The organism is Aestuariispira ectoiniformans, assembly GCF_025136295.1.
Lineage (GTDB): Bacteria > Pseudomonadota > Alphaproteobacteria > UBA8366 > Aestuariispiraceae > Aestuariispira_A > Aestuariispira_A ectoiniformans.
Genome location: NZ_CP062788.1, coordinates 3,957,166 through 3,982,469, shown reverse-complemented (window position 1 = coordinate 3,982,469; position 25,304 = coordinate 3,957,166). Strand labels below are relative to the sequence as shown.

Annotated in this window: 24 protein-coding genes; 15 read left to right on the top strand and 9 right to left on the bottom strand. The window is 57.2% G+C overall.

The features are described from left to right. Positions 1-7: 7 nt before the first annotated feature. Complete coding sequence (locus tag IF205_RS18765) at positions 8-1,516, bottom strand: MBOAT family O-acyltransferase (protein ID WP_259780884.1); 1,509 nt, start codon at positions 1,514-1,516, stop codon at positions 8-10. A gap of 1,017 nt (positions 1,517-2,533) precedes the next feature. Between IF205_RS18765 and IF205_RS18760 the strand changes: the two genes are divergently transcribed. Continuing rightward, positions 2,534-3,250 (top strand): DUF4198 domain-containing protein, encoded by a 717-nt coding sequence (locus IF205_RS18760; RefSeq protein WP_259780883.1) that lies wholly within the window; start codon positions 2,534-2,536, stop codon positions 3,248-3,250. 32 nt (positions 3,251-3,282) lie between these two features. Here IF205_RS18760 and IF205_RS18755 read toward each other — a convergent pair whose 3' ends face one another. Beyond that, a complete protein-coding gene (locus IF205_RS18755; RefSeq protein WP_259780882.1) occupies positions 3,283-4,158 on the bottom strand; it encodes an HpcH/HpaI aldolase/citrate lyase family protein in 876 nt (291 codons plus the stop codon). A gap of 109 nt (positions 4,159-4,267) precedes the next feature. Here IF205_RS18755 and pdxY point away from each other — a divergent pair, with 109 nt between their 5' ends. The 8 genes from pdxY to IF205_RS18715 all read left to right on the top strand — a co-directional run bounded on the left by pdxY (position 4,268) and on the right by IF205_RS18715 (position 10,655). Further along, positions 4,268-5,122: a pyridoxal kinase PdxY gene (pdxY, locus tag IF205_RS18750; RefSeq protein ID WP_259780881.1), complete on the top strand. Its 855-nt coding sequence runs from the start codon at positions 4,268-4,270 to the stop codon at positions 5,120-5,122. A gap of 156 nt (positions 5,123-5,278) precedes the next feature. Next, positions 5,279-6,043 carry an SDR family oxidoreductase gene (locus IF205_RS18745; RefSeq protein WP_259780880.1) on the top strand — a complete coding sequence of 255 codons (765 nt, stop codon included), beginning with the start codon at positions 5,279-5,281 and terminating at the stop codon, positions 6,041-6,043. 93 nt (positions 6,044-6,136) lie between these two features. After that, complete coding sequence (locus IF205_RS18740) at positions 6,137-6,451, top strand: ArsR/SmtB family transcription factor (RefSeq protein WP_259780879.1); 315 nt, start codon at positions 6,137-6,139, stop codon at positions 6,449-6,451. Then, entirely contained in the window at positions 6,448-6,843 is a 396-nt protein-coding gene (locus IF205_RS18735; RefSeq protein WP_259780878.1) for an SRPBCC family protein, read from the top strand. The genes IF205_RS18740 and IF205_RS18735 overlap by 4 nt, the downstream gene beginning before the upstream one ends. A 48-nt stretch (positions 6,844-6,891) precedes the next feature. Further along, positions 6,892-7,515 (top strand): ATP-dependent Clp protease proteolytic subunit, encoded by a 624-nt coding sequence (locus IF205_RS18730; protein WP_311195710.1) that lies wholly within the window; start codon positions 6,892-6,894, stop codon positions 7,513-7,515. A gap of 257 nt (positions 7,516-7,772) precedes the next feature. Further along, positions 7,773-8,816 carry a site-specific DNA-methyltransferase gene (locus tag IF205_RS18725; RefSeq protein ID WP_311195709.1) on the top strand — a complete coding sequence of 348 codons (1,044 nt, stop codon included), beginning with the start codon at positions 7,773-7,775 and terminating at the stop codon, positions 8,814-8,816. Positions 8,817-8,898: 82 nt separating this feature from the next. Beyond that, complete coding sequence (locus tag IF205_RS18720) at positions 8,899-10,188, top strand: NAD(P)H-binding protein (RefSeq protein WP_259780876.1); 1,290 nt, start codon at positions 8,899-8,901, stop codon at positions 10,186-10,188. Further along, on the top strand, positions 10,188-10,655 hold the full coding sequence (locus IF205_RS18715; protein WP_259780875.1) for a DUF2269 family protein: 468 nt from the start codon (positions 10,188-10,190) through the stop codon (positions 10,653-10,655). Before IF205_RS18720 ends, IF205_RS18715 begins: the two co-directional genes overlap by 1 nt. Before the next feature lie 13 nt (positions 10,656-10,668). Here IF205_RS18715 and IF205_RS18710 read toward each other — a convergent pair whose 3' ends face one another. Further along, positions 10,669-10,989 (bottom strand): putative quinol monooxygenase, encoded by a 321-nt coding sequence (locus IF205_RS18710; RefSeq protein ID WP_259780874.1) that lies wholly within the window; start codon positions 10,987-10,989, stop codon positions 10,669-10,671. 118 nt (positions 10,990-11,107) lie between these two features. Between IF205_RS18710 and IF205_RS18705 the strand changes: the two genes are divergently transcribed. After that, positions 11,108-12,010 (top strand): LysR family transcriptional regulator, encoded by a 903-nt coding sequence (locus IF205_RS18705; protein WP_259780873.1) that lies wholly within the window; start codon positions 11,108-11,110, stop codon positions 12,008-12,010. 29 nt (positions 12,011-12,039) lie between these two features. On the opposite strand, the gene IF205_RS18700 is transcribed toward IF205_RS18705, so the two are convergent. Beyond that, positions 12,040-12,915 (bottom strand): LysR substrate-binding domain-containing protein, encoded by an 876-nt coding sequence (locus tag IF205_RS18700; protein ID WP_259780872.1) that lies wholly within the window; start codon positions 12,913-12,915, stop codon positions 12,040-12,042. 181 nt (positions 12,916-13,096) lie between these two features. On the opposite strand from IF205_RS18700, the gene IF205_RS18695 reads away from it, so the two are divergent. Beyond that, on the top strand, positions 13,097-13,483 hold the full coding sequence (locus tag IF205_RS18695; protein WP_259780871.1) for an ectoine synthase: 387 nt from the start codon (positions 13,097-13,099) through the stop codon (positions 13,481-13,483). Here IF205_RS18695 and IF205_RS18690 read toward each other — a convergent pair. Both IF205_RS18690 and IF205_RS18685 read right to left on the bottom strand, forming a co-directional pair. After that, positions 13,480-14,255, bottom strand: a protein-coding gene (locus IF205_RS18690; protein ID WP_259779310.1) for an IS5 family transposase whose coding sequence is annotated in 2 segments (ribosomal slippage) — positions 13,480-13,920 and positions 13,923-14,255 — 774 coding nt in all. Because the reading frame shifts where the segments join, the coding sequence is not laid out codon by codon here. The two genes, IF205_RS18695 and IF205_RS18690, sit on opposite strands and share 4 nt — an antisense overlap. A 78-nt stretch (positions 14,256-14,333) precedes the next feature. Next, positions 14,334-15,137 carry an alpha/beta fold hydrolase gene (locus IF205_RS18685; RefSeq protein WP_259780870.1) on the bottom strand — a complete coding sequence of 268 codons (804 nt, stop codon included), beginning with the start codon at positions 15,135-15,137 and terminating at the stop codon, positions 14,334-14,336. Positions 15,138-15,236: 99 nt separating this feature from the next. Here IF205_RS18685 and IF205_RS18680 point away from each other — a divergent pair, with 99 nt between their 5' ends. Beyond that, complete coding sequence (locus IF205_RS18680; RefSeq protein WP_259780869.1) at positions 15,237-15,794, top strand: CGNR zinc finger domain-containing protein; 558 nt, start codon at positions 15,237-15,239, stop codon at positions 15,792-15,794. 16 nt (positions 15,795-15,810) lie between these two features. Here IF205_RS18680 and IF205_RS18675 read toward each other — a convergent pair whose 3' ends face one another. The 3 genes from IF205_RS18675 to mutY all read right to left on the bottom strand — a co-directional run bounded on the left by IF205_RS18675 (position 15,811) and on the right by mutY (position 20,127). Further along, positions 15,811-17,742: an ATP-binding protein gene (locus IF205_RS18675; protein WP_259780868.1), complete on the bottom strand. Its 1,932-nt coding sequence runs from the start codon at positions 17,740-17,742 to the stop codon at positions 15,811-15,813. 95 nt (positions 17,743-17,837) lie between these two features. After that, positions 17,838-18,992 carry a mechanosensitive ion channel family protein gene (locus tag IF205_RS18670; protein ID WP_259780867.1) on the bottom strand — a complete coding sequence of 385 codons (1,155 nt, stop codon included), beginning with the start codon at positions 18,990-18,992 and terminating at the stop codon, positions 17,838-17,840. A gap of 43 nt (positions 18,993-19,035) precedes the next feature. After that, complete coding sequence (gene mutY, locus IF205_RS18665) at positions 19,036-20,127, bottom strand: A/G-specific adenine glycosylase (protein WP_259780866.1); 1,092 nt, start codon at positions 20,125-20,127, stop codon at positions 19,036-19,038. A 48-nt stretch (positions 20,128-20,175) separates the two neighbouring features. Between mutY and IF205_RS18660 the strand changes: the two genes are divergently transcribed. From IF205_RS18660 to IF205_RS18650, 3 genes are all read left to right on the top strand, one after another. Next, positions 20,176-20,718, top strand: a complete 543-nt coding sequence (locus tag IF205_RS18660; RefSeq protein WP_259780865.1) for a DUF721 domain-containing protein — start codon at positions 20,176-20,178, stop codon at positions 20,716-20,718. Positions 20,719-20,802: 84 nt separating this feature from the next. Next, positions 20,803-21,411, top strand: coding sequence for a DsbA family protein (locus IF205_RS18655; RefSeq protein WP_259780864.1), 609 nt, complete (start codon positions 20,803-20,805; stop codon positions 21,409-21,411). A gap of 24 nt (positions 21,412-21,435) precedes the next feature. Next, positions 21,436-25,095, top strand: a complete 3,660-nt coding sequence (locus tag IF205_RS18650) for an AAA family ATPase (protein ID WP_259780863.1) — start codon at positions 21,436-21,438, stop codon at positions 25,093-25,095. Positions 25,096-25,304 lie beyond the last annotated feature (209 nt).

Sequence of the window (25,304 nt, the reverse complement as noted above, 5' to 3'; positions counted from 1 at the left end):
CGCGCTCTCAGAACTGGAAATAGATGAACTCGGATACTCGGTTCGCATAGTACGTAACGGCGTATAAGCTAGCACATAGTGTAATTGTTGCCACACCTAGCCAACGTTTGTTTAGCTGCCACGAGAAGGCATGTTTCTCACCCTGGCCGAGAATCCAGGCGCGGATCTCTGCGCAGTTTGGAAAAAGGAACACAACTAGAAAGCCGATGCCTATTGTTGTGAAGGCAGACATTGATGATAGCGCTCCGATTGCCTTGCTTTCCGCAATGATTGCATCATTGAACAGAAACGCCGTACCGGCGAGGCTCTGAGGCAGTATTGTTCCTGACATCCCTGCCATACCTTGAAGGATATTGAGAGCGCCTGCGAGTGTTTCGGCGCGGAACACCACCCAGGCGGTGATGACTGCTAATAGGGTCACCGTATGGCAGGCGAGTGTATATGCTCTATTCGCAGATGCTGTCGGAAAAATGGCGCTCCAGAGGTGGTTGATGATCAGATAGCCGCCGTGCAGCCCGCCCCAGATCACAAAATTCCACCCGGCCCCGTGCCATAGACCTCCTAAAAGCATGGTGATCATGAGATTCAGATGGCGCCGAGCCTTCCCTTTGCGGTTTCCACCGAGAGGGATGTAGAGGTAATCGCGCAGGAATTGAGACAGTGTCATGTGCCAGCGCCGCCAAAATTCGATGATACTACCCGCCTTGTAGGGTGAAAAAAAATTCACGGGCAATTCAACACCAAACAGATAGCCCAAGCCGATCGCCATGTCAGAGTAACCAGAGAAATCAAAATAGAGCTGTAATGTATAGCCCAACGCACCTGCCCAGGCCTCCAGCAGAGAGGCTGCGTGGCCCGCGTCGGCGGCTTCGAATATGGGGCTGACATAGACGGCGAGATTATCCGCCAGAATGACTTTTTTGAATAGGCCGATACCGAACAGCGTTAACCCCAATGCAACAAGGGTCCAATTCTGCTTCTCGCGAATGCGGTTCACCAGTTGGGGAATCATCTCGCCGTGATGGACGATAGGGCCCGCGATTAATTGTGGAAAGAACGACACGAAGACCAGGTAGTGGAGAAAACTATGTTCCTCCACTTTATGTTTATAGCAGTCAACGAGATATGCGATTTGCTGAAAAGTGAAAAATGAGATGCCTAAGGGCAGGATAATATCAGGTAGTGAAATATCTGTATTTGTTACCCAATTCAAATTGCCAACAAAGAAATTTGCATATTTGAACCAGCCGATAAATGTAAGATTTCCGATGACCGCAACAGTCAGTATTACCTTGCTGTAGGACCGCGATATGGCGCGCCCCAGTGAAAAGTTTGCGATAATTGAGATCAGTAACAGTATGAGATAGGCCGGTGACCACCAGCCATAAAAGAATAGAGAACAAAATCCGAGGAAGAAAAGCGCAAAAGCCCCTTGCCGGTAGCGTCGTAGGATTTGGAAACCCAAGAATGACGCAGGAAGGAAAAAGTATAAGAACTCTAATGAATTGAATAGCATGATCTACTTCAACTCTAAAAAAAAACGATGTTTTCTGCGCCTGAGGCCGCCACTGAATAACTGATATACGGTAATAGTCAACTTTAATGCCACGTTGGCGTAGGGGGCCGTGGGGGCGGCAAGGCGGGTGGGACTTCTCAGCGAAGCTGTAAGGATGCGGGGCGACAGAATAGTGATCGAGAGCCTAATCCGTTGCTACTGTAAAATTTCAAGAAATAATACTTAGTCATTAAGGTGTTGATTCTTATTATTTGTGGAAAAGTGTGTGGATAAGTTGTGTGTGGGATGTGGGTTAGAATATAATTTTTGCACAACTTTTTTTACTTAATCGTTACTTTTCTATGGACTCTGAAATTGATTCAGCGGACAATTTTTATATGGAAACGCCAATCCTGGACTTGGTTTTAGAGGGGCTTGGGGCGTAGCTTCAGCTTTGAAAATCAAAGGATTGGAGGAAATCCCGGAAACACGTTCTGTGTGGGATTTCCTGTGCGGCGGAACAGACAGCTTAGCCTTCGGTGTCTGTTCCGTGGGAAAGCAAACCGGGTAAACCGGTGCCTTCCGGTCAACAGGGGATTGAGGGCAGTCACAATCCTTTGTGCGAATGACCGGCTGCGTTGGGGCAGGACGTAAGCCCGAAGTCCAAACGCCGGATAGTGTGACGCGGCAATCTCCCTTGTCCGACATGCTGTTTAGGGGCTTTCCGCCGGTGGCGAACCACCGGCAGGTGCCGCGCCAGGTCAAGGTGCTTTGCCAGGGTGACCGAGATCACCGGCGTGGTATCCGGGACACCGTTTCCAGGAAAAAGAACCCTTCGGGGTTCGATCAAGAAGCGTCGGGAATGTCCCCTGGGTTGCCCGGGACGTGGATGCGACAATGGCCTCAACCCCCATCTGTCGGCGCCCCCGGCGCTTCTTTCTTGCCAAAATTCTCCTGAAAATAGAAAATGATGTTGCGAGGCATTTTCAATTATGATTAAAGCGTGATGTTATAACAAAACATACGTGGAGATTGGCAATGAAGAAAATGCTCGCACTGGCCTTCGTGACGGCCCTTGTGTCCGGCACCGCCTGGGGGCATGGAGCCTGGATTGAACGGCGCTATGGCGACCTTGCCGTGGTCTATGGACATGGCGGTGGTGACGATGCCTATAACCCGGCCCGCGTGACGTCGGCGACCGCCTTTGACAAGGCTGGCGGAGGTCTGGCCGTAAAAATCGATCCTATGAACGATCACATTCGTCTGGAGGAACCGCCGCAGGCTGCCGGTGTGGTCGTTACCTTTGACAACGGCTATTGGACCAAGGATGCACGCGGCAAATGGCACAATAAGCCAAGACCGGAGGTCAAGGGGGCGGTTCAGAGCGGACGTTACCTGAAATATATGGTGGCCCTGCTGAAGAGCGGCTCGCGCAATATCGAACCGAAAGGGCTGCCGCTGGAAATTGTCCCGTTACAGGATCCGGTGAAACTGTCGATGGGGGATCGGTTGACGGTTCAGGTTCTAAGCGACGGCAAGCCGGTGAAAGGGGCCGTGGTTGCCGCCGACTTCATCAATGACGGCGATAATGAAAGTCTGGTCAGTGATGCGGATGGCAAGGTGAGCTTCACCATCCGTAACGACGGCTTGAATGTCATTTCGACGTCGCTCGACCGGGCCGTTGATGACGACCCGGAAGTGGACGAGCTGGGGTTGGTCTCCACGCTCAGCTTCGGCATGGGGCCGGGGCATTGATGTCGGCTGGATAACCGATCGGCGTGCCCGTATCAGCCTTGCAATTGTTCGATCATCTCGGCCAGTTGGATCAGGCGGCGGGCGCGCTTTACATGAAGATGTTCCACCAGTTTGCCATTGAGGGTCGTGACCCCCTGGCCGTTGGCCTGGGCCTTTTCGAAGGCATTGATTTTCGCGCGAGCCTCGTCCAATTCGTCCAGGTTCGGGCCGAAGACCTCATTGGCCATCGCTATTGTCTTCGGGTGGATCAGGGTTTTGCCGTCAAAGCCCAGGTCGCGTCCCTGTCGGCAGCTAGTGGCAAAACCTTCGTCGTCTTCCAGGTCCTCGTGGACACCGTCCAGAATCGACAGGCCATGGGCACGGGCTGCCAGCACGCATTTACTGAGGCTGTAGAGAAAGGCCTCGCGGGTGATGGTGTTCTGGCAGTTCAGTTCCATCGCCAGATCCGCGGTACCCATGATCAGGCCCGCCATCCTTGGATCGGCGGCGGCGATTTCCTCTGCACGCAGCACGCCCATGGGGGTTTCGATCATGCACCAGATCGCAAGGGTCTCCGGCGCGCCGCCCTCATCCAGAATATGGGCGGTCTTGCGTACGATATCCGCGCTTTCCACCTTGGTCATGACGATGCCATGCGCCCCGGCGCGGGCAATGGCAGTCAGGTCGTCACGGCCCCAACGGCTGTCCAGGCCGTTGACCCGCACCAGCAGTTCCCTGCCGCCATAGCCGCCCTGGGCGAGCGTTGCGACGATTGCATCCCGGGCCTCTTCCTTCCGGTCGACGGCAACGGAATCCTCAAGATCGAGAATCAATGCGTCGGCGGCCAGGCTTCGGCCTTTTTCCAGCGCACGCGGGTTGGACCCCGGCATATAGAGGACCGAACGGCGGGGGCGGATGACAACTGGCATGATCTATCCCAATGATGTTAACTCTTGATGCCACTATAAAACCCGTCCGCGGGGAGGCAAACTCCCCATCTCTATAAATATAATGTCTTTCCGTCTGTGGAGCGCGTCTATGTCGATCCTGTCCATTCAAAGTCATGTTTCTTTCGGCCATGTTGGGAATTCCGCCGCCGTCTTCCCCCTGCAGCGGATGGGGTTCGAGGTCTGGCCGGTGCACACCGTTCTGTTTTCCAATCATGCCGGTTACGAAAGTTTTCGTGGCAATGTGCAGGACCCGGATGAGGTTGGCGCAATAATCCAGGGGATCGAGGAGCGCGGTGTGCTGCCGGAATGTCAGGTGGTGCTGTCGGGGTATCTGGGCTCAGCGCAACTGGGGGAAGTGGTGCTGTCGGCGGTGGACAAGGTGCGGGCGGCCAACCGCGACATGATCTTTTGCTGTGATCCGGTCATGGGGGACGTGGGCAAGGACGTTTATGTGCGCGATACCATCCCCGATTTTATCCGGGACCATGCATTGCCGGCCGCCGATATCCTGACGCCCAATCATTTCGAACTGGAATTGCTGACCGGCCGCAAGGTGGTTGATATGAAAAGTGCCAAGGCTGCGGTGGACCAATTGCTGGAGGCCGGGCCGAAGATGGTGCTTGTGACCAGCCTCGACCGCAAGGATACGTCTTTGGATAGCATCGAGATGCTGGCTTCGGACGGTGACGAGACCTGGCTGGTGGAAACGCCGCTTTTGGGCTTTCCGGTTCTGCCCAATGGGGCGGGGGATGCCTGTGCGGCCCTGTTCGTCGGGCATTACCTGCAGACCAAAAGCCTGCGGAAGGCGCTGGAACGCACCACGTCGACCATTTACAGCCTGCTTTATGCAACACGTGAATATGGTGGTCGGGAACTGGCTCTGATTGAGGCACAGCAGGATATTACCGCGCCCCGTTACCGATTCAGCGCCTCGCAAGTCTAGCTGGAAAACTTGCCGTAAAACACCCGCTTCCTGCGTATTTTGACTTTATTTTAATTAAGTGGATACGCCGCAGGAATCGGAATGTCGCCGGCCTTCCATGCTGCTTTTGTTTTCTTACCGCCGGATCGGCGGCATATGAAACAGGAGGAAAGCAGGATGTCTGCATTGGAAGGAAAAGTCGCCATCATTGCCGGTGCCAGTTCGGGGATTGGCTGGGCCGCTGCAAGGTTGTTTGCGGCGGAAGGCGCAAAGGTTGTGATCGGCGCGCGGCGTAAACATGCGCTCGATGAATTGGCTGGCGTGATCGACAGTGATGGCGGTGAGGCGATCGTTGTCAGCGGTGACGTTTGTGATGAGGGCTTTCAACAGGACCTCGTCGATACCGCGTTGGAACGATTTGGCGGTCTGCATGTGGCCTTCAATAACGCCGGGACGTTGGGGGCAATAGGCCCCGTGCCCGATATGACGGTGGATGACTGGCGGGACTGCGTGGAAATCAATCTGACCAGCGCCTTTATGGCAGCAAAGCACCAGATTCCGGCAATGCTGCAATCAGGGGCGGGGTCGTTGATTTTCACCTCTACATTTGTCGGGAAGACCGTTGGCATGCCCGGCATGGCAGCCTATGCCGCCGCCAAATCGGGTCTGGTGGGGCTGACGCAATGCCTGGCTGCAGAGCACGGTCCGCAGGGGTTGCGGGTCAATGCATTGCTGCCCGGTGGCACCGATACGCCCATGGGGCGGTCTGCCATGTCCGATCCGCAGATGCTTGAGTTCGTCAAGGGAATGCATGCGTTGAAGCGCATTGCAACCCCTCTGGAAATTGCCCGGGCGGCACTGTTCCTGGCATCGGATAACGCCAGTTTTGTGACTGGTTCGTCGATGTTGGTGGATGGCGGTGTCTCGATAAACCGAACCTGATTGAACTGATAGGTGGCGGCCCGACTTTCGGGCCGTCATTTTTTAATGAAATAAGTGTTTACTTATCAGATAAGTCTATGCTTATAATTTGACATGGATGAAACACAGATTTTCAAAGCGCTTGCCGATCCGACGCGCCGTGCGATTTTCGAACGCCTCGCGGATGAGCAATTGAACGCATCGGAGATCAGGCAGGGGTTCGAGATATCCCAGCCTGCAGTGTCACAGCATATCTCCGTCCTGAGGAATGCGGGCCTCATCGAGGAAGAGAGGCAGGGCCGCAGCGTCTATTATTCCGTGGCGGCGGATGGGTTGGCGCCTTTGCATGAATGGCTGCAACGCTATCGCGTCTTCTGGCCGCAGCGTGTGGACGCCCTGAAAAAGCTATTGGGGGAGATGGATCAATGACAATGGAAGAAAAGCCGGAGCCTGTGATTGTCGAGGCGACGCTGGATGCGTCGCCGGAAAAGGTCTGGCGGGCGCTGACCATTTCCGATTTCCTGGCGGCATGGCTGTTGCCCAATGACCTGAGCCTGGATCAGGGGCGGGATTTCGCCTTCTATCGGGACGAGGAACTGCAGGAAAAGGTGGCCGACTGCCGCCTGGTCGAGGCGGAGCCCTATCGCTGTATGCAGTTCGAGTGGCGCGAAATCGGTCATGACGTGGATAGCGTCATTACGGTGGAACTGTCACCGGATCAGGATGGCGGGACCTGTTTTCGGCTGGTGCACGATATAGCGGCGGTCCAGCAGGGCATGCCCGCCAACAGTAATGAACCGGTGATGCGGCTGGCAGCATAAATCACCACCCGGATTAATCACTCAATGCCAAGTTTCAGGAGGTTGCCGATGCGCGACATGATGCAGCTCGTCCCTATGGTGGTAGAGCAGTCTGGCCGTGGGGAGCGGTCCTTCGATATCTATTCCCGGCTGTTGCGGGAGCGGATCATCTTTCTTAACGGTCAGGTGGAAGACGGCATGGCGGCGCTGATCTGTGCGCAATTGCTGTTCCTTGAGGCAGAAAGCCCGAAAAAGCCAATTGCACTTTACATCAACTCCCCCGGCGGTGTGGTGACGGCGGGCATGGCGATCTACGATACGATGCAGTTGATCAAATGTCCGGTTTCGACGCTGTGTATGGGCACGGCCTGTTCCATGGGGTCCTTCATTCTGATGGCGGGGGAACCGGGACAGCGTTTTGCCCTGCCCAATGCCAGCATTGTCGTCCACCAGCCTTCCGGCGGCTTCCGCGGGCAGGCATCCGATATCGAGCGGCATGCGGAAGACATGCTGCGACTGAAGAAACGCATCCAGTCTCTCTATGCCCATCATTGCGGCCGTAGCTATGAAGAAGTGGAGCAGACGCTTGACCGGGATTTCTTCATGAATGCGGAGGAGGCACGCGATTGGGGGCTGGTGGATACCGTGCTCAATAATAGAAGTGAGATCGAGGATCGAGCACGTCGTGACTGATCTCTGAAAAGTTATCCACAGGCGGCTGTGGAAACAGCGGGATAAAGGGTGAGTAAATCCACCCAGTTATCCTGTGGTTCAACATCTTGCGAAAATATTGGGTAAGTAGACTCTACATATAGTAGGTGTTTTTTAAGTCATTGACGGCGAATCCAGCCTGACTCATGATTCTTTTTGTTAACTCTGGCAAAGCATTAATAAGAAGAATCATGAAACAACTTCCAGCGAATCAAATTTTACTGGGCGACTGCATAGAAATGATGCGGAACATGCCCGCCGAATCCGTCGATATGATTTTCGCGGATCCGCCCTATAACCTTCAGTTGAAAGGCGACCTGCATCGCCCGAATAACAGTAAGGTCGATGCGGTTGATGACGACTGGGACAAGTTTGACAGTTTCGCGGCCTATGACCAGTTCACCAAGGACTGGATGGATGCTGCCAGGCGCCTGTTGAAGCCCAATGGCACGATCTGGGTGATCGGCAGCTATCACAATATTTTCCGTGTGGGCTGTACGCTGCAGAATCTGGGCTTCTGGGTGCTGAATGATGTGGTCTGGGTGAAGACCAACCCGATGCCGAATTTCAAGGGCCGCCGTTTCACCAATGCCCATGAAACCATGATCTGGGCATCCAAATCCGAGAAGGCAAAATACAAGTTCAATTACGAGGCGATGAAGGCCCTGAATGACGACCTTCAGATGCGCAGCGACTGGACCCTGCCGATCTGCACGGGCCATGAGCGCCTCAAGGATGACGATGGCAAGAAGGCCCATCCGACGCAAAAACCGGAAAGCCTGCTGCACCGGGTGATCCTTTCCTCCACCGAGCCGGGTGACGTGGTGCTGGACCCGTTCTCCGGTACGGGCACGACGGCGGCTGTTGCCAAGCGTCTGGGCCGCAAATTCATCGGTCTGGAGCGCGAAGAGGCCTATTACAAGGTCTCGCAGAAACGCCTGCGTGAAATCCCTGAAGCAGGTGACGCCGAAGCGCTGGAGGTGACCACCTCCAAACGCAAGGAGCCGCGCGTGCCCTTCGGGCGTCTGCTGGAAGAAGGGCTGCTGCATCCCGGCGACAAGCTGGTCAGCCCCTGCCGTCAGCATATTGCCAAGGTCCGTGCCGACGGCACCATCGCCGCCTCCAACCACAAGGGTTCGATCCATAAGGTCGGCGCTGCGGTTCAGGGCGCGCCCAGCTGCAACGGCTGGACCTATTGGCAGATTTCCGGCGACCGCAAAAAGGTCCCCATCGACGTGCTGCGCCAGAAAATCCGCGAAGATATGGGGCCACGGGCCAACTAGAAGGCGCGACAACTTCGGCTAAGCCAGAGTAATAAAATGCGGCGGTGAATACTGCCGTATTTTACTTTGAGGAGGGAAAGAAATGGGCGCACGAATACTTGTCACCGGCGCCAATGGGTTCATTGGAGCGTCTTTGGTGGCGCGGCTTTTGAAGGACGGTCATGAGATTACAGCCGTCGTGCGCAGGCCGGAATCCATGCAACAACGCTTTCCGGATATCACGGTGGTTCAGGGGGATATGAACCTCGACACGGGGGAAGAGGCCTGGGCCCCGCGACTGGCGGGTGTCGATGCGGTGATCAACTGCGCAGGTGTCTTACAAGATCGTCACGGGCAGTCGCTTTGGGCCATCCACCGGGACAGCCCCATCGCTCTTTTCAAAGCCTGTAAGCGGTTGGGCATCCGCCGGGTGGTGCAGATTTCAGCGGTTAGTATCGGCGCTGACACGGATTACGCGCGCAGTAAGCTCGCCGCCGATGACTATCTCACGGCAACCGAGATGGACTGGGTCGTTCTGCGTCCGTCTTTAGTCTATGGCAGCGGATCGTATGGTGGAACGTCGCTGATGCGGGCGCTGGCCGTCTGTCCTTTTCTGGTGCCGTTGATCGGGAAAGGTGATCAGGTTTTCACCCCGATCCATGTAGACGACCTTTGCGACTGTGTGGCGGCGGCGGTGGCGGAACCGGGTTATGCCCGTCAGGTTTTGGAACCCTGCGGACCCGAAACCATGACCATGCGGGATATTCTGGGCCATATGCGCCAATGGCTGGGTTTTGCGCCGGTCCCGTTTTTCTCTGTACCACGCCGTCTGGTCGGGCTGCTGGCGAAAGTCGGTGACCGGATCGGGACCGGTGCGCTGACGACCACATCGCTCAAGCAGCTAGATTTCGGCAATGCGGCGGACCCGCAGGCCTATCAAGAGGCGACCGGCCTGCAGCCGCGCCGTTTCGCCGATGCGCTTTCCGCCAGCCCGGCGCAGGTGCAGGACCGCTGGCATGCGCGGTTCACCCTGTTGCGGCCATTGGTCTGGCTGTCTTTGATTGTCCTCTGGGCCTGCTCCGGCCTGTTGGGACTGATGGCGCCGGTCAGCGATTTCGCGCCCCTATTAAATGGTCTGGGCCTGACAGAGGCAGGGGCGGCCTGGGCGGCGAGAGGTTTCGGCATTTTCGATCTGATCCTGGCCGCAGCGATCCTGTTGCATTTCCGGCCCAAGCTGACTGGCCTGGTGCAGTTGGTGCTGGTCGGCGGCTATACCATTGGCCTGACCTCCCTCAGCCCCGACCTATGGGCGGAACCCTTGGGACCCTTGTTGAAAAACATCCCGATCCTGGCGCTGGTCCTGGTCTGGATGGTGCTGGAGGATGAACGCTGATGGATGCCTATCTCGTTGCCAAATGGGTGCATATCCTGAGTTCAACCGTGTTGTTCGGCACCGGCATCGGCACGGCCCTGCATATGTGGCTGACCCATTTGAGCGGTGATGTTCGGGCGATTGCTGTGGTGGCGCGCAATGTGGTGCGGGCGGATTGGTGGTTCACAACGCCGTCGGCTATCCTGCAGCCCCTGAGCGGCGCCTATCTGATCTATATCGCGGGCTATGACTGGAAAGAGCCCTGGCTGCATTGGGCTTACGCGCTTTATTTCATCGCGCTTGTCTGCTGGCTGCCAGTGGTGTGGTTGCAGATCAGGGCGCGCGACCTGGCGGTCGAGGCTGCGGAAAGCGGCAGCGCCCTGCCGCCGCTTTACCACAAATATATGCGTATCTGGTTCGCGCTGGGCTGGCCCGCCTTCATCGCCCTGATATCTATCTTCTACCTGATGGTGGCAAAGCCGGTTTGACGGCGAGGTGCCGTTACACTGCCTCAAACGGGGTTAAATACTGGCTTTCAGGTGGCTGGCTCAACATGGCCTCTATTTTTGTCCAAGCGCCGGATTTAACCATGCCATTGATATGCGTCTGGTGGAGGTCCCGGTCGTCCCATTCCTCAATCAACGTGAAACGATTCGGGGTATCGTCATGGGCGAATATTCTAACCCCCAGGCAGCCCGGTACCGTGGGGAGGTCGGCCTGAACACTTTCCAATAAACCGATGAATGCCTCGCGGGACGAGGGCAGGACGTCGAATACTACCTTGAGGAATTGGGAGTGTGTTCCTTTGTTCCTTGCGGTCATGTATACAGTTCCCTTTCATAATTGATGAGATATCTACATCTGATATTTCATTGTATATTCTATGAATTCAGAGATATTTTCCCGAAGTGATGTGAAATGGAATAGCTGAATTTGAAAAATGACTTTCAATAATGAAAAGATGGGTTGGGAGGATTTACGGCTTTTCTTTGCTGTTGCTGAAAATGGTGGTTTGTCCGGCGCGGTGGGGGCTACGGGCGCCAGCGCGCCAACCTTGAGCCGACGCATGGCTGCGTTGGAACGGACCATTGGTGCGGCGCTATTTGATCGTCGGCATTCGGGCTACAAATTGACCTCGGCTGGGCGGGAATTGTTTGAATATGTCCGTGGCATGACCATGCAGGCCCAACTTATATCCAATTGGCAGGAAAATCTTGATCCAAGACCTGTGGTTCGCATAACTGCGGGGATTTGGACCAGTGTGTTTATAGCCCGTAACCTGTCCGAGATTTGTGAGGGGCGGATCGGGCTGCGGATTGAGCTGTTGACCGGGGCAGACTTTCTTAATCTCTCGCGCCGGGAAGCGGATATTGCCATCCGCAATCAAAAGCCGGAACAGCAGGGGCTGGCCCGAAAACGCATTGGGCCGGTTCATTTCGCTATTTATGGCGCGACGGATTACGTTGAGTCTCACCCTGATGCGTTAACCGAGGCTCGTTACATGGCCTGTGACTGGGTTGTCTCCGCAACAAAAACCGGGGCATCAACAGCGTGGTTGCAATTGCAATTGGCGGGGCAGGCGGCAAAGTTGGTCTGTGGTACGGCCCAGACGATTCTGGAGGCTGTCGGGGCCGGTGAGGGGCTTTGCATACTACCTTGCTTTATAGGTGACGCGGATGCTCGGCTTCGGCGATGCTCTCCAACGATTGACGAGTTGTGCCATACGCAATGGCTTGTGAGCCATGACGATGACCGCCATCTGCCGCATATTCGTCAGGTTTCCGCCGCCCTGGCGGATCTGTTCGAGAGTCGGCAGGATTCTTTTGGCCGGGAAGGCGGTTAGGTGCTGTAAAACTTTGGGGCGAGGGACGTTTAACGGCCTGTCGTTAGGGCGGTGAACCATTCCAGGAATTGCTTCGCTGCAGGTGATAAAGTCGGGGTGGTCACCGCGAAATAGTTGTCATTCTCCTGGATGGCGGTCTCGCTCAGGATGACCAGATCTCCGCGCTCAAGCTCCGCCTGAAAAACTTCCACGGGACAAAGCGCGATGCCATGACCGGCGATGGCGGCAGTGACCAGCAGGTTGAAATCCTGAAAGACCGGGCCCTTGCGGAAACCGGTTGAGGCTGCACCGGCCTTCTCGCCCCATTCCTCCCAGGCGGCGGTGCCTTCGTCATGCAGAAGGTCGGCCGCGAGGATGCTTTCGGCAGTTGGAAAGGGGCCGTGTCTGTCCAGATAGCCCGGGCTGCAGACCGGCTTGCTCAACCGGGAAAATAGTCTGTGACGGATCGCATCGCGGGTGGCCTGTGCGCCATGGGTAATCACCACGTCGTAACGGTTCAGCAGCCTGGGATCGCCCGAATGGGCATAGGAAACCTGGATATCGATATCGGGGAAGGCGGTGCTGAAAGCCTGAAGGTTAGGCACCAGCCAACGCGACGCGATGGAGGGGATACAGCCGACGGAAACCGATGCCCGTTCCGTTTCCGCGCGCAGTTTTCGGCAGGCTTGCGACAGATCGCCGAGCGCCGCGCTGACTGCTTCGCCCAGGGCCTGCCCCAAAGGGGTCAGTTCCACGCCGCGCCCTGTGCGCAGGAATAACGGGCGGCCGAACCATTCCTCCAACTGTTTGATCTGGTGACTGATGGCGGCGTGAGTCACGCAAAGCTCGTCTCCCGCCTGGGAAAAACTTCCCGTCCGTGCGGCGGCCTCAAAGCCTTTCAGTGCATTCAGCGGCGGTAAGTCCATCTGTTAAAATTTCTAACTTCTGATGTTTAAAATCATCATTTGAAGGCAAGGTTCCTATAGAAATATTTACACCCTGTAGGCTGATTATGCAAAGAAGCCAGTTATGCACATCAATAACCGGGCGAGCATTGGGCAATCAGCGCATCACGTTGAATGGGGCAATGGCATAAGGGAGACGATCATGTTTGTGCGCAGCCTGTCGGATGTTGAAAAGACCGATCATTTTGTTGAATGGGGCAATGGCACCAGTCATCGTCTCCTGACGCTGGCGGACGATATGGGCTTTACCATCTGCCACACGGTGGTCCGCGCCGGAACGCAATCCCTGTTGGAATATCGCAATCATCTGGAGGCCTGCTATTGCATCGCCGGGGAAGGCGAAGTGGAGGAGATGGACGGCACGATCCATCCGATCCGCGAGGGCGACGTCTATGTCCTAGACAATCATGACCGCCATTACCTGCGTGGCGGTAAAGACAGCGACCTGATCCTGGTCAGTGTCTTCAACCCGCCATTGCAGGGGGAAGAACGCCACAATCTGACATCGGAAAGCGGTTCCGCCTATTAGGCCGCAGACTCATAACTTCTGATCCAGATGCGGCATGAAGCGAGCTTGACGGCAGCCAGGAAATTCTCTGGGTTACGGTCGTATCGCGTGGCGATGCCCCGGAATTGCTTGAGCTTGTTGAAGAAGCGCTCGACGAGGTTGCGCTGGCGATAGACCCAGCTTGAGAAGGCGAAGGTCTTTTTGCGGTTCCGTTTTGGCGGAATATTGGCCCAGGCCTTGCGCGCGTCGGCAAGGGCGCGGATGGCGTCACTGTCATAGGCCCGGTCGGCCAGCAGGATGGCCCCCTCCTTCAAGTCTTTGAGCAGGCCCTCCGCTGATCGGCCGTCATGAGCTTGCCCCGGCGTGAGGGCCAGTTTCACCGGCCGACCTTCAGCGTCGACAAGGGCATGGATCTTGGTCGTCAGTCCACCCCGGGAACGGCCCATGCAGCCATCGTCAGATCCCCCTTTTTACCGGTCGCACCATGCTGATGGACCCGGACGCAACTACTGTCGATCATGACGATGTCGCTGTCGTAAGCCGCTGAGATTGCCTCCAAAAGCCGATCCCATACCCCGGCCTTGCGCCAGCGGACGAAGCGATTGTAGCAGGTCGTATGGGGGCCGTAACGCTCCGGTATCTCCGCCCAAGGCGTGCCTGCCCGGAACCGCCACAGAATGCCGTTCAGCACCCGCCGGTCATCGACACGTGGTACCCCGCGCGGCTTGTTCGGCAGCAAAGGTGCGATAATCGACCATTCGAAATCTGTCAGTTCGTAGCGGCGGCGGCTCATGAAAACTCCCTCGTTCGGCAACAAGAGACATGAATCACATCAAGACCGAAAGGGGAATCCTGTTTATGAGTTTACGGCCTAGGCCAGCATCGCCGCCACAATAGCTTCCGGGGCGTCCTCCTGCACCAGATGTCCCGCATCGGGGATCACGGTCGGCTTCCCACCGGTGAGTTTTTCAGCCAGCTTTTTGCCCTGGGGCAGGGGAATCCAGTCATCCCTCTTGCCCCAAAGCAGCCGGACCGCGCAGTCCATCGGGCCGTAGAGCGGTTCGACTGCGTCGGTATAGGCCTGATCCATCTGGGCGATCTGGCGGTAAAATGCAGCTTGGCCAACCTTCCCCTGCCAGGGCGACATATAGGCGGAAAACGCCTCTTCGCCGAGCGGTCGACAGGCGGCCGTCTGTAGATAGGCGCGTAGCAAGGCGTCATGCATATAGCCGGGCATGCCGGCAAAGGCGGCTTCATGCTGTCGCACATGCTGTACAAAGGGGGAGCCCCAGGGGGCGACTGCCACCGGATCAATCAGGGTCAGTGCTTCGTAACGCAAGTCATTCAGGTAATAGCCGCGCAGCACCGTTGCCCCGCCGAAATCATGGGCCAGGACCGATGGGCGGGAGAGACCCCATTCCGCCAGCAGGGCGGCGAGTAATCCGTTCTGCACGCCCAGGGAGACATCCTCGCCTGCCGTCATATCCGACAGGCCATATCCCATCAGATCGAAATAATAGACCGTCCATTTTTTTGCCAGCAGTGGCGCAATCCTGCGCCAGACCTGCGCGGAAAAAGGAGTGCCGTGGACCAGGACCAGCGGTTGTCCGTCGCCTATCCGCCCCCAGGCAACAGGCTTTCCCTCGTGAATAAAGCGTTCAGGCAATTCCAACATGGACTTTTTCTTTGGCGTAACCTATAAGATTAATTTAATAGTTACGACACAATATGACGGGTTTCAACCGTTAAATCGAAAAAAGAGGTTACGGTGCTTATGCGGGAATGGATTGAAGACGACTTTGTCGGAGGGCATCCGGCCCTGGATTTCGTGAATACGGTCGATGGCCAGGACAAGTCACGGGACCGGACCCGGCTGACGGACTGGCAGGATTTTCAGTCGTGGGCGTTGGCGTCCGGCCTTTTCGATACATCCCCGACTACGGTGGATTCCGATCTGCTTCTGATGGAAATCCATGAGTTGAGAGAGGCGGGCTTTGCCGTTCTAAGCGCCCTGGCACATGGGCATGAGGTGCCTGATGAGGCCGAGAAACTGCTGATGAAAAAAGTTCGCGATGCCTTGTCCCGGGCGGCTTTTGTTCATCGTGGGGAGGCTTTCTCATGGGAGGCTTCCGGCGCGTCTTCGACAGTGGTCGTGGATAGGCTGGTGCTGGCCTTTGAGGCATTGTTGCGTTCCGATGAGCTGAAGCGGCTTCGCGAATGCGGGCGTTGTAGCTGGCTATTTCTGGACCATGGCCGGGGCCGGGGACGGCGCTGGTGCAATATGAAAACCTGCGGCAACCGGGCGAAAGTGGAGACTTTCCGAAGCCGGTAATGGTCTTTTGGACCGGTCAGATCAAAAGCCCGCTGATCGTGTTGTGCAGCTTTTCCCAGTCGATGGGTTTGGTGATGACGGCATCAATCCCGGCAGCCAGGATTTCGTCCCGTTGAACGTCCAGAACGTCTGCTGTTATGGCAATGACGGGGATATGTGCTCCGTTCTTTTCTTCCGACCGGATCAGGCGCGTTGCGGTAAGCCCGTCCATGACCGGCATCCGGATATCCATCAGGACCAGATCGAATTTGCCGTTGCGAAGCTTGTCGACGGCCTCCCGGCCGTTTTCCACGGTTTCGGCAATATGGCCGTGCCGTTCCAGGATACTCACCACGATGGCCCGGTTCAGGGCAACGTCTTCGGCGACCAGGAAACGCAACGGTGATTTGATTGACGTCGTCCGGGGAGGGGGCTTCTGTTCAATCGCCGGTTTGACCGCTGTTTCCGGCTTTTCCGGCGAGAAGGGGATTTCAATGCGAAAACTACTGCCGATGCCAGGGGTGGAATCCACGCAGATCGTTCCCCCCATGGCATCCGCGAGACGCTTGCAGATGGCAAGTCCCAGCCCTGTCCCGCCATAAAGGCGGGAGACGGAAGAATCGCCCTGCACGAACGGGTCGAAGATATCGGGGAGACGATCCGCAGCGATGCCGATACCACTGTCCTGCACCTCGTAAATCAGAAACCGCTCCTGACGGCGAAGGCAGATGGAGACAGAGCCTTCGAGCGTGAACTTCAGCGCATTGCCCACCAGATTTGTCAGAATTTGGCGCAGGCGCGCGGGGTCGCCGCGGACCAGGTCGGGGATATTATCGTCGATATCCAGATAGAGGCGCAGGCCCTTGGACTGGGCATTGGGCAGAAACAGGGACTGAATGCGATGTGCCAGTTCGACCGGGCTGAACGCCTGATTTTCCAACCCTACATGTCCGGCTTCGATTTTCGACAGGTCCAGAATGTCATTCAACAGGACCAGGAGGCTTTCCGATGTGGTCTTGATGTCGTCGATATGTTTCCGCTGCGTCTCGTCCAGATCGGTGAATTGCAACAACTCGATCAGCCCGAGAATACTCGACATCGGTGTCCTCAACTCGTGGCTCATGGTTGCCAGGAATGTTGATTTCGCCTTGTTGGCGGCCTCGGCGCGGGCCTGGGCCTGTTCGGCGGCAAGCTGGGCCTCTTTCAGGTCCGTTACGTCCCGGCGGATGCCTACAACGCCGCCGTCGCGCGTATGGCTTTCCTTGATATGCAGCCAGGTTCCATCGTCCAGCAACTGCTCCGTAGTCTCGCCTGTGGCGTTGCGGTGGGCGGCCAGTCGTTCCTGTAACCACGCTTCCGGATCGTCCAGTCCATCCAGATACTGGCCCCTATCCAGGCCGACCCGCAGGAGGTCTTCGAATTTGACGCCTTCATAGATATGCGAGGCCGACAGCGAATAGATTTCCTTGTAACGCTCGTTGCAGATCACCAACCGGTCTTCGGCATCGTAATAGGCGAAGCCGTCGCCAAGAGCTTCGATGGCGTCTCGCAGCCTGCGTTCGCTTTTGTCCAGCATCACTTCCTGCTGAACATAGCGGGTGACGTCGGTTTCGATAGAGATGAAATATTCCAGGCGACCCTGTTCGCTGTAGACCGGCTCTTTCTCGACCTTCAGCCAGAAGGATTGACCATCCTTACCATAACAAAGCGACGTCGTGGAAATACGCTCGCCTCTTTCCACGCCATTCTTGAACTGTTGGACCACCTCCGGAGAGGTCTCGGGCCCGTTCAACAGGCTTCCGGGTGTTTTTCCAACGATTTCAGAAAGTTTCCAGCCGGTCAGATCGGTGAAACCCTGATTGACCCATTGAATGCGATCGTCCGCGCTGGTGATCAGTACGGCATGCCTTGTATGCAACGCGGCCAATGCCAGAAGGGCGGAGGGGGCGCTGTCATCGCAATCTGACATGGGCGAATATGTATCCAGTGATTACAACCAAGTCCGATTGAATAGCATACATATAATTCGCGCGGGTCTTAAGCGATTTCTCCGCGAGCGGCTTTTCAGCCGGTGCTTTTTTGCTCCTGCGGCGGGTTGAAAACCTCCGGTCCGTCCATATGGCCGGGCAGGCTGTGAACGTAGATGGACTGGCTGGGGAATGCGAAATGCGTGCCCGCGCCTTCGACAACATCTTTGATGTCCAACGCCAGCTTTTCCTTGATGGACAGCCACTCACCCCAGTTGGTCGTGCGGGTGAAGCAATAGAGCAGGATATCAATCGAGGAGGCATTGAAGCTGTCGATCCGCACGAAGGTGGATACTTCCTCCGGCTGGGCAAAGTCGGGATTGCCGATGATCAGCTTTTCGATGCCGTCGCGGACCTGGCGTAGCTGATCGACGGAGGAGTCGTATTCGACGCCGATTTTCCAATAGATGCGCCGATGGGTCATGGCGCTGAAATTGGTGACGGCATTGTCGGCCAGTTTGGTATTGGGAACATAGACCGGGGCCTTGTCGAACTGACGGATGAAGGTGGACCGGAAACCGATATTCTCTACCGTGCCCTCGACCACGCCGTCGACCTTGACCCAGTCGCCCACGTTGAAGCGCCGTTCGGCGATAATCAGAATACCTGCAATCAGGTTCTTGAACATATCCTGCGCGCCAAGTGCCACGGCCACGCCAAACAGGCCGAGACCGGCGATCAGGCTGGCGACCGAAATGCCCCAAAGTTCCAGAATGGTGGCGACGCCCAATACCGCGACGATGATCTTGACGGTCTTGCCGATCCATCCCACCAGGGCGGAATTCTGTAACACCTTGTCCAGCCGGAACAGCATGTAGGAAAACTGATCGGCGGCGCGGAAGATGGTCCAGAAGAGAACAAAGATCACCAGAGAGCGCACAACGTTATCCGCAAAGGCCTGCATGTCTCCCGTCAGGTTCAGATATTCCTCTGCGAAGAACAGGCCCAGAAGGACCGGGATGAAACGGACGGGGTTTTTGACGGCCCGTAGCAGCCGGTCATCCGCCTCGGTCTTGGTTCTTCGTGACAGGCGGGAGATATATCTCAGAACGACGCGGGAAAAGACGCGGCGGAATACCAGGAACAACAGGAAAATGGCAATTGCCGTGAAGATTCGACCGAAGTCGATCCCCATATAGCCTTCCTGCCAGACATGAACCACGATATCCCAGAATTTCTGCAACTTCTCCACGTGACCCTCGATCTTCTGTGGTAATGGCTTATGCCAATTTTTCCTATTCTTCGCCTTTTAGTGCGTCGATGGCAAGATCCGCGGCCTTGCGCATGACGGTCGGCAGGGCATGGTCGCCGAATTCCTCCGGGCGTGCCCAGAAGTGTTTTTCCGGCAGATGCTCATAGCGGTCCTGAACCACATCGCCCTTGAACAGCGATAGTTCCAGATGAAAATGGGTGAAAGTGTGGCGGACCATACCGCTGATTTCGGTCAGATTTGTGACCGGGATCGGAACCGTATTGGGGGCCGGGGGCAGGCTGTCTTCGGTCCATTCGCTGCCGGGGAAGCCGACCATGCCGCCCAGCAATCCCTTGTCCGGGCGCTTGCACAACAGAATCGTGCCGTCCCGGCGTTCCAGCCAGAAGGCATAACCGCGCCGGACCGGTTTGGTCTTTTTAGGCGCCTTGCGCGGCAGGCTTTCCGCATGGGGCTTGCCCTGGCACAGGTCCACCAGCGGGCAAAGCGTGCATTTCGGGTTCTTTGGCGTGCAGATGGTCGCGCCCAAGTCCATAACAGCCTGGGCATAATCGCCGGGCCGCAGGTCGGGCGTGCAAAGCCCTGCCAGGCGATAGAATTCGCCTTTTTCCTTGGGCAGTTCCGCATGGGAATCGAACAACCGCGCCATCACGCGTTCCACATTGCCGTCTACGACCACAGAGCGTGTATCGAAGGCGATGGACGAAATGGCGGCGGCGGTGTAACGCCCCACGCCGGGTAAATTCAGCAGGTCCTTTTCGGTATTCGGAAAACGACCGGCCAGATCATTTGCGACCAGCTGCGCGCATTTATGCAGATTGCGTGCGCGGGCATAATAACCCAATCCCGCCCAGGCAGTGAGCACATCGTCCTGCGGTGCGGCGGCCAAATCCTCGACCGTGGGCCAAAGCTCCAGGAATTTCAGGAAATAGCTTTTGACGGTTGCGACTGTTGTCTGCTGCAGCATGATTTCGCTGAGCCAGACATGGTAAGGGTCAGGCGTTTCGCCTGCTTTCGCCCGCCAGGGCATAACCCGGCGGTGGCGGTCGTACCAGTCCAGCAGGCGTTCCGCGACAGGGCCTGCGATGCTGTCCTCATTTCTTGCTTTCTGTGTCATACTGGACTGTCTATACGGTCAGGGCGAAACCTTAAAGGGCGGAATTGAATGGGCTCCCCATCCGACAAGCAGAATCAGGACAAGTCAAAACCCGCACGCCGCGGGTATACCCGCCTGATCGGGACCATGATCCCGAAGCTGACCCGCCGGGCATTGGGGCGTCATGGCTTTGACCATGTCTCCGTGATTACCGACTGGGATACCATTGTCGGCAAGGACCTGGCCGCCTGCTCCCAGCCTGTGCGGCTTTCCTTTCCGAAGGGACAGCGTATGGGAGGCACATTGCATATTCGTGTCACCGGCCCGCTGGCCGTACAGTTACAGCATATGACGCCGATCCTGATTGAACGGATCAATACCCATTTTGGTTATGGGGCGGTGGCCGATGTTCGCCTGCATCAGGCCCCGATTCGCAAAAAGACCGATTTATGGGGCAAGACCGCGCAAAGACCCGCCCCGCCGTCGAAAGAGGCCATGGCCCGGCTGGATGGTGAACTGGCGGAGGTGGAAGACGAGGAAATCCGGGCGGTTCTGCGTCGTTTGGGGGTATCCGTCCTGCGCCAAAAAAATGACACAAAGAGTGGTCAATAAATACCGCGTGAGGGGGCTGGCTTGACTCTCTAAATCTCCGCTGCCCTATACTTTTACTCAGTCTGTTTCGAATGAGGATTATCCATGCGCCGAATTTTGTCGCTGATTGTTGTGGGCCTGACATTCTGGGCCGTTACCGCCAACGCCGCCGAGGTGAATCTTGATGAGGCGATCCAGGAGCGGGTGCTGGGTGATCCCAATGCGCCGGTCACGATGATTGAATTCTCGTCCCTGACCTGCCCGCATTGCGCCGATTTCCACAAAGACAAGCTGCCGGAAATCAAGAAGAAATATATCGACACCGGCAAGGTGAAGCTGGTCTATCGGGACTTCCCCTGGGACCAGGCTGCCGCCGCTGCGGCACTTCTGGCGCGTTGCTCGCCGCCGGATCGCTATTTCAAATTCCTCGATGCGCTTTTCCGTAACCGTGAAAAATGGATTTCCGAAAATCCGATCGAAGGTCTGACCCGTCTGGGCAAGATGGGTGGCGTCAGCGAAGACAAGTTCAAGGCCTGCCTGTCTGAAGGCAAGATCATGGATGACATCATCAAGAGCCGTATGGAAGGGGCGCAGAAATATGAAGTAAGCGCCACTCCGACTTTCATCATCAAAGGCGCCGATGGTGAGGAAAAGATCGAGGGTGATGTCGACCTCGAAGAGTTCGAATCCACGATTGATAAATTCCTCCCGTAAGGAGCCATTGTCAGCGGAGCGTCCGTGCACTTTAAGAAGCTAAGAGTTTCCGGGTTCAAGTCTTTTGCAGATCAGACAGAAATGCTGATCGAACCCGGACTCACGGGCGTTGTCGGACCGAATGGCTGCGGAAAGTCCAATGTAATTGAAAGCCTGCGCTGGGTCATGGGGGAAACCTCGGCCAAGCGTATGCGCGGCAAGGATATGGACGACGTCATCTTTGGTGGCTCGTCCAATCGTCCGGCCCGGAACCTGGCGGAGGTTTCCGTTGTTCTCGACAACTCGGGCCGCACAGGTCCGATCGCGTTCAATGACGCGGACGAGTTGGAGATTACCCGGCGTATCGAACGCGGGCAGGGGTCAAGCTACCGGATCAATGGCCGGGATGTGCGCGCACGCGACGTACAGCTTTTATTTGCGGATCTGGCCAGTGGCGCGAATTCAACCGCAATCGTCAGCCAGGGACGCATTGGCGCGCTGATCGGCGCCAAACCTTCAGAAAGACGTACCCTTCTGGAAGAGGCGGCCGGGATTCGCGGTTTGCATTCCCGGCGGCATGAGGCGGAACTGCGCCTGAAAGCGGCGGAAAGCAATCTGGAACGACTGGAAGATGTGATTGGCGCACTGGAAACCCAGAACCAGGGGTTGCAGCGCCAGGCCCGTCAGGCAAACCGCTATCGCAAGTTGTCCGAACAGATCAGACGCTTTGAGGGGATTCTGCTGCATCTGCGCTGGGAGGAAAGCCGGGTCGCACTGGAAGAGGCGGGGCAGCGTCTCGGCGAAATCGAAGAGGTCGTGACCGACCGCACCCAACTTACCGCCAGCGGGGCCGCGGCCCAGACCCGGGCGTCGGAAGCCCTGCCGGAATTGCGTAAGGCGGAAGCGGCGGCTTCGGCGGAACTGCAGCGGCTGCAACTGGCCGAACGGGAATTGACCAACGAAGAAAGCCGCATTCAGCAAACCAAGCTGGAGTTGGAAAACCGTTTGCGGCAGATCGCGGCCGATCTGGATCGTGAGCAATCCCTGTCCCAGGATGCCCGGGCGGCACTGGAGCGGCTGTTGGCCGAACGCGAGGAACTGGCCGGGACGGATGAAAACCAGTCGGACCTGGTTGCCGAATTGCAGGAGGCGGTGGAAATCGCAACCGAAGAGGTTGCCGAAAAGGAAACAGAGCTTCAGCAACTGACCGAATCGGTTGCCGGACTGGATGCCCAGCGCAATTCCCTGACAGGGCAGATCAATCAGGCAGAGGCACGTATCGAGCGTCTCAAACTTCGGGCGGAAGAACTGGCGGCAGAGCGTGAAAGCCTTACCGCCGAGATGGAAGTCGTGGCGGAACTGGAACTGGCCGCGGAGGCCGTTGCAGAGGCGGAGGAAATCCTGGAGGAGGCGCGTGCCACATTGGAGGCGGCGGAAGAAAGCCAGGCGGCTTCCGATCAGGCGGAACGCGCTGCCCGCGATCAGTTGCAACAGGCCGAACAGCAGGCCCGGCAGTTGACTGATACCGCCGACGCGCAGGCGCGCGAGCGGTTGCAACATGCGGAAAAGGCCGCCCGTGAGCAGGTACAGCAGGCTGAATCGGCGCTGGCGACCCTGACGGCAGAGGAAAAGGCGCTCACCAAACTGGTGGAGGGCGCGCAGGCGGAACTCAAGGACCCGGTGACGGATTCACTGCAGGTGGAGCCGGGGTATGAAAAGGCCCTTGGCGCGGCACTGGGCGAGGATCTGGACGCATCCGTCAATGAGACGGAGCCGGTGCATTGGGCCGGGTTGCCGCCGCTCTCCGGGATGATGGGCATGCCGAAAGAGGCGGAACCTCTGGTCAAATTCGTGACCGCGCCGTCCGCGCTCAACCGGCGCCTGGCGCAGATCGGCGTCGTGGCGGATGCTGAAACCGGCAGGCGGTTGCAGGGTAGTCTTGGGCCGGGACAACGTCTGGTCAGTCGGGATGGCGGGTTGTGGCGCTGGGATGGCTTTACGGTGGCCGAAGGCGCGCCGACAGCAGCGGCCAAGCGACTGGAGCAGATGAACCGTCTTGTGGAGCTTCGCGATCAGATCGTTGAGGCGGAAAGCCAGTTGGCGGGAATCCGCGAGGCGGCCGAAGAGCAGGTGGAAACGGCAAAGGTCGAAGGGGAGACCCTACTGGAGGAGGCCCGCCTTCAGGCGGAAGCCCTGACCGAATCGGCGCAGACGGCCTTTGCCGATACGGTGGAGGCGGCTCAACGCGCCAATGAGGCAACCCGTCAACGGCGTGAGGCCCAGCAGCAGGCCTATGCCAAGGTCAATGAAGCCCGCCAGGCCCATTCCTCCCTGTCCAGCCGGGCCGCCGCCGCACAATCGCGCGTGGCAAGCGTCGAGGAAAATGCGGAGCGCACCGCCCAGGAGATAGAGGAAACGCAGGCGCAGCTCGTTATGGCGCAGGAAGCCCTGGACGGTTTGGAAGACCCGCAGCAGGCCTGGGACCGGGTCAATCAACTGCGCGCGGTGCTGGCCGAATTGCGGACGGTGCAGGTCGAAAAGCGCAGTGCCTTCGACCGGCTGCAGCGCGAATCGGAAAGCCGCCGGTCCCGGCTGTCAGCCATCGAGGTTGAGGAAGCTTCCTGGCAGGAGCGGGCTGCAGGTGCGGGGGAACGCATGGAGGATTTGTCCATGCGTGCGGAATCGGCGGCGGAACAAAAGGAATTGCTGGAAAGCCGACCGGAGGAAATTGCCGAACAGCGCCTTGGGCTTCTGGATGCAATTACCGAGGCAGAGGCGAAACGCAACGCGGTGGCGGACAAACTGTCGGAGGCGGAGCGCTTCCAGATGGATGTGGACCGGGCGCTGAAGGATGCCGAACATGCGCTGGCGGAGGCCCGCGAGATGCGGGTGCGCCGACAGGCGGAGGTCGAACAGGCGCAGCAGAATGCCAATAACGTTGCAGAACGAATCCAGGAAAAACTGGATTGTTATCCCAAAGATGTTCTGCGCGTTGCCGGAATCGAGGAAGGCGAGGAACTGCCGCCCAAGGCCGAGGTGGAGGTCAAGGTGGACCGCCTGACCCGCGAGCGGGACAATATGGGGGCGGTCAACCTGCGCGCCGAACAGGAAGCGGCGGAACTGTCCGACAAGATTACTTCCATGCATACCGAACGCGATGACCTGCTGGCGGCGATTGCACGCCTGCGTCAGGGCATTGCTGCGTTGAACCGCGAAGGCAGGGGCCGCCTGCTTGCCGCCTTTGAAGAGGTGAACAACCATTTCCAGGAGCTTTTTGTGAAGCTCTTCGGTGGCGGTGAAGCAAAGTTGAAGCTGACGGAGGCGGAAGACCCGTTGCAGGCAGGACTGGAAATTATGGCGTCTCCGCCGGGCAAACGGATGCAGGTAATGTCGCTTCTCTCCGGTGGGGAGCAGGCGCTGACGGCCCTGTCCCTTTTGTTTGCTGTCTTCCTGACAAACCCGGCCCCGATCTGCGTGCTTGATGAGGTGGATGCGCCGCTTGACGATTCGAACGTCGACCGATTCTGCATGATGCTGGAGGAAATGGCGGCGGCAGGGACCACCCGCTTCCTGGTCGTGACCCACCACCGGATGACAATGGCGCGCGTGGACCGGCTGTTTGGCGTTACAATGGCGGAACGCGGTGTCAGCCAGCTTGTCTCTGTCGACCTGCGTCAGGCTGCCGCCATGCGCGATGCGGTGTGATCATGGGGCACTTTGGATTGTGTTTGTGGCTGATTCCCCAGTATGCGTTTTTGGACAAAAATGTCGGGCGACAATGAGGCAATCCTGTGCCAATTCGTGGTAATTAACCGGCACAGAAAATAGTCAAGATTCCGGCAATATCTATGAAACCCCGGAATTCTGCGATTTTTGCAGAATTTTTGTAATCTCTTTGTACCTTGACTTCGATA

What these genes read in the sequence shown, in the direction of transcription:
- IF205_RS18705 (WP_259780873.1), top strand. Translation starts at nt 11,108, where the DNA reads ATGACTTTCAATAATGAAAAGATGGGTTGGGAGGATTTACGGCTTTTC.
- IF205_RS18685 (WP_259780870.1), bottom strand. Translation starts at nt 15,137, where the DNA reads ATGTTGGAATTGCCTGAACGCTTTATTCACGAGGGAAAGCCTGTTGCC.
- IF205_RS18740 (WP_259780879.1), top strand. Translation starts at nt 6,137, where the DNA reads ATGGATGAAACACAGATTTTCAAAGCGCTTGCCGATCCGACGCGCCGT.
- IF205_RS18660 (WP_259780865.1), top strand. Translation starts at nt 20,176, where the DNA reads ATGGGCTCCCCATCCGACAAGCAGAATCAGGACAAGTCAAAACCCGCA.
- IF205_RS18755 (WP_259780882.1), bottom strand. Translation starts at nt 4,158, where the DNA reads ATGCCAGTTGTCATCCGCCCCCGCCGTTCGGTCCTCTATATGCCGGGG.
- IF205_RS18710 (WP_259780874.1), bottom strand. Translation starts at nt 10,989, where the DNA reads ATGACCGCAAGGAACAAAGGAACACACTCCCAATTCCTCAAGGTAGTA.
- IF205_RS18725 (WP_311195709.1), top strand. Translation starts at nt 7,773, where the DNA reads ATGATGCGGAACATGCCCGCCGAATCCGTCGATATGATTTTCGCGGAT.
- IF205_RS18720 (WP_259780876.1), top strand. Translation starts at nt 8,899, where the DNA reads ATGGGCGCACGAATACTTGTCACCGGCGCCAATGGGTTCATTGGAGCG.
- IF205_RS18745 (WP_259780880.1), top strand. Translation starts at nt 5,279, where the DNA reads ATGTCTGCATTGGAAGGAAAAGTCGCCATCATTGCCGGTGCCAGTTCG.
- IF205_RS18655 (WP_259780864.1), top strand. Translation starts at nt 20,803, where the DNA reads ATGCGCCGAATTTTGTCGCTGATTGTTGTGGGCCTGACATTCTGGGCC.
- IF205_RS18760 (WP_259780883.1), top strand. Translation starts at nt 2,534, where the DNA reads ATGAAGAAAATGCTCGCACTGGCCTTCGTGACGGCCCTTGTGTCCGGC.
- mutY (WP_259780866.1), bottom strand. Translation starts at nt 20,127, where the DNA reads ATGACACAGAAAGCAAGAAATGAGGACAGCATCGCAGGCCCTGTCGCG.
- IF205_RS18735 (WP_259780878.1), top strand. Translation starts at nt 6,448, where the DNA reads ATGACAATGGAAGAAAAGCCGGAGCCTGTGATTGTCGAGGCGACGCTG.
- IF205_RS18695 (WP_259780871.1), top strand. Translation starts at nt 13,097, where the DNA reads ATGTTTGTGCGCAGCCTGTCGGATGTTGAAAAGACCGATCATTTTGTT.
- IF205_RS18700 (WP_259780872.1), bottom strand. Translation starts at nt 12,915, where the DNA reads ATGGACTTACCGCCGCTGAATGCACTGAAAGGCTTTGAGGCCGCCGCA.
- IF205_RS18730 (WP_311195710.1), top strand. Translation starts at nt 6,892, where the DNA reads ATGCGCGACATGATGCAGCTCGTCCCTATGGTGGTAGAGCAGTCTGGC.
- IF205_RS18715 (WP_259780875.1), top strand. Translation starts at nt 10,188, where the DNA reads ATGGATGCCTATCTCGTTGCCAAATGGGTGCATATCCTGAGTTCAACC.
- pdxY (WP_259780881.1), top strand. Translation starts at nt 4,268, where the DNA reads ATGTCGATCCTGTCCATTCAAAGTCATGTTTCTTTCGGCCATGTTGGG.
- IF205_RS18680 (WP_259780869.1), top strand. Translation starts at nt 15,237, where the DNA reads ATGCGGGAATGGATTGAAGACGACTTTGTCGGAGGGCATCCGGCCCTG.
- IF205_RS18765 (WP_259780884.1), bottom strand. Translation starts at nt 1,516, where the DNA reads ATGCTATTCAATTCATTAGAGTTCTTATACTTTTTCCTTCCTGCGTCA.
- IF205_RS18675 (WP_259780868.1), bottom strand. Translation starts at nt 17,742, where the DNA reads ATGTCAGATTGCGATGACAGCGCCCCCTCCGCCCTTCTGGCATTGGCC.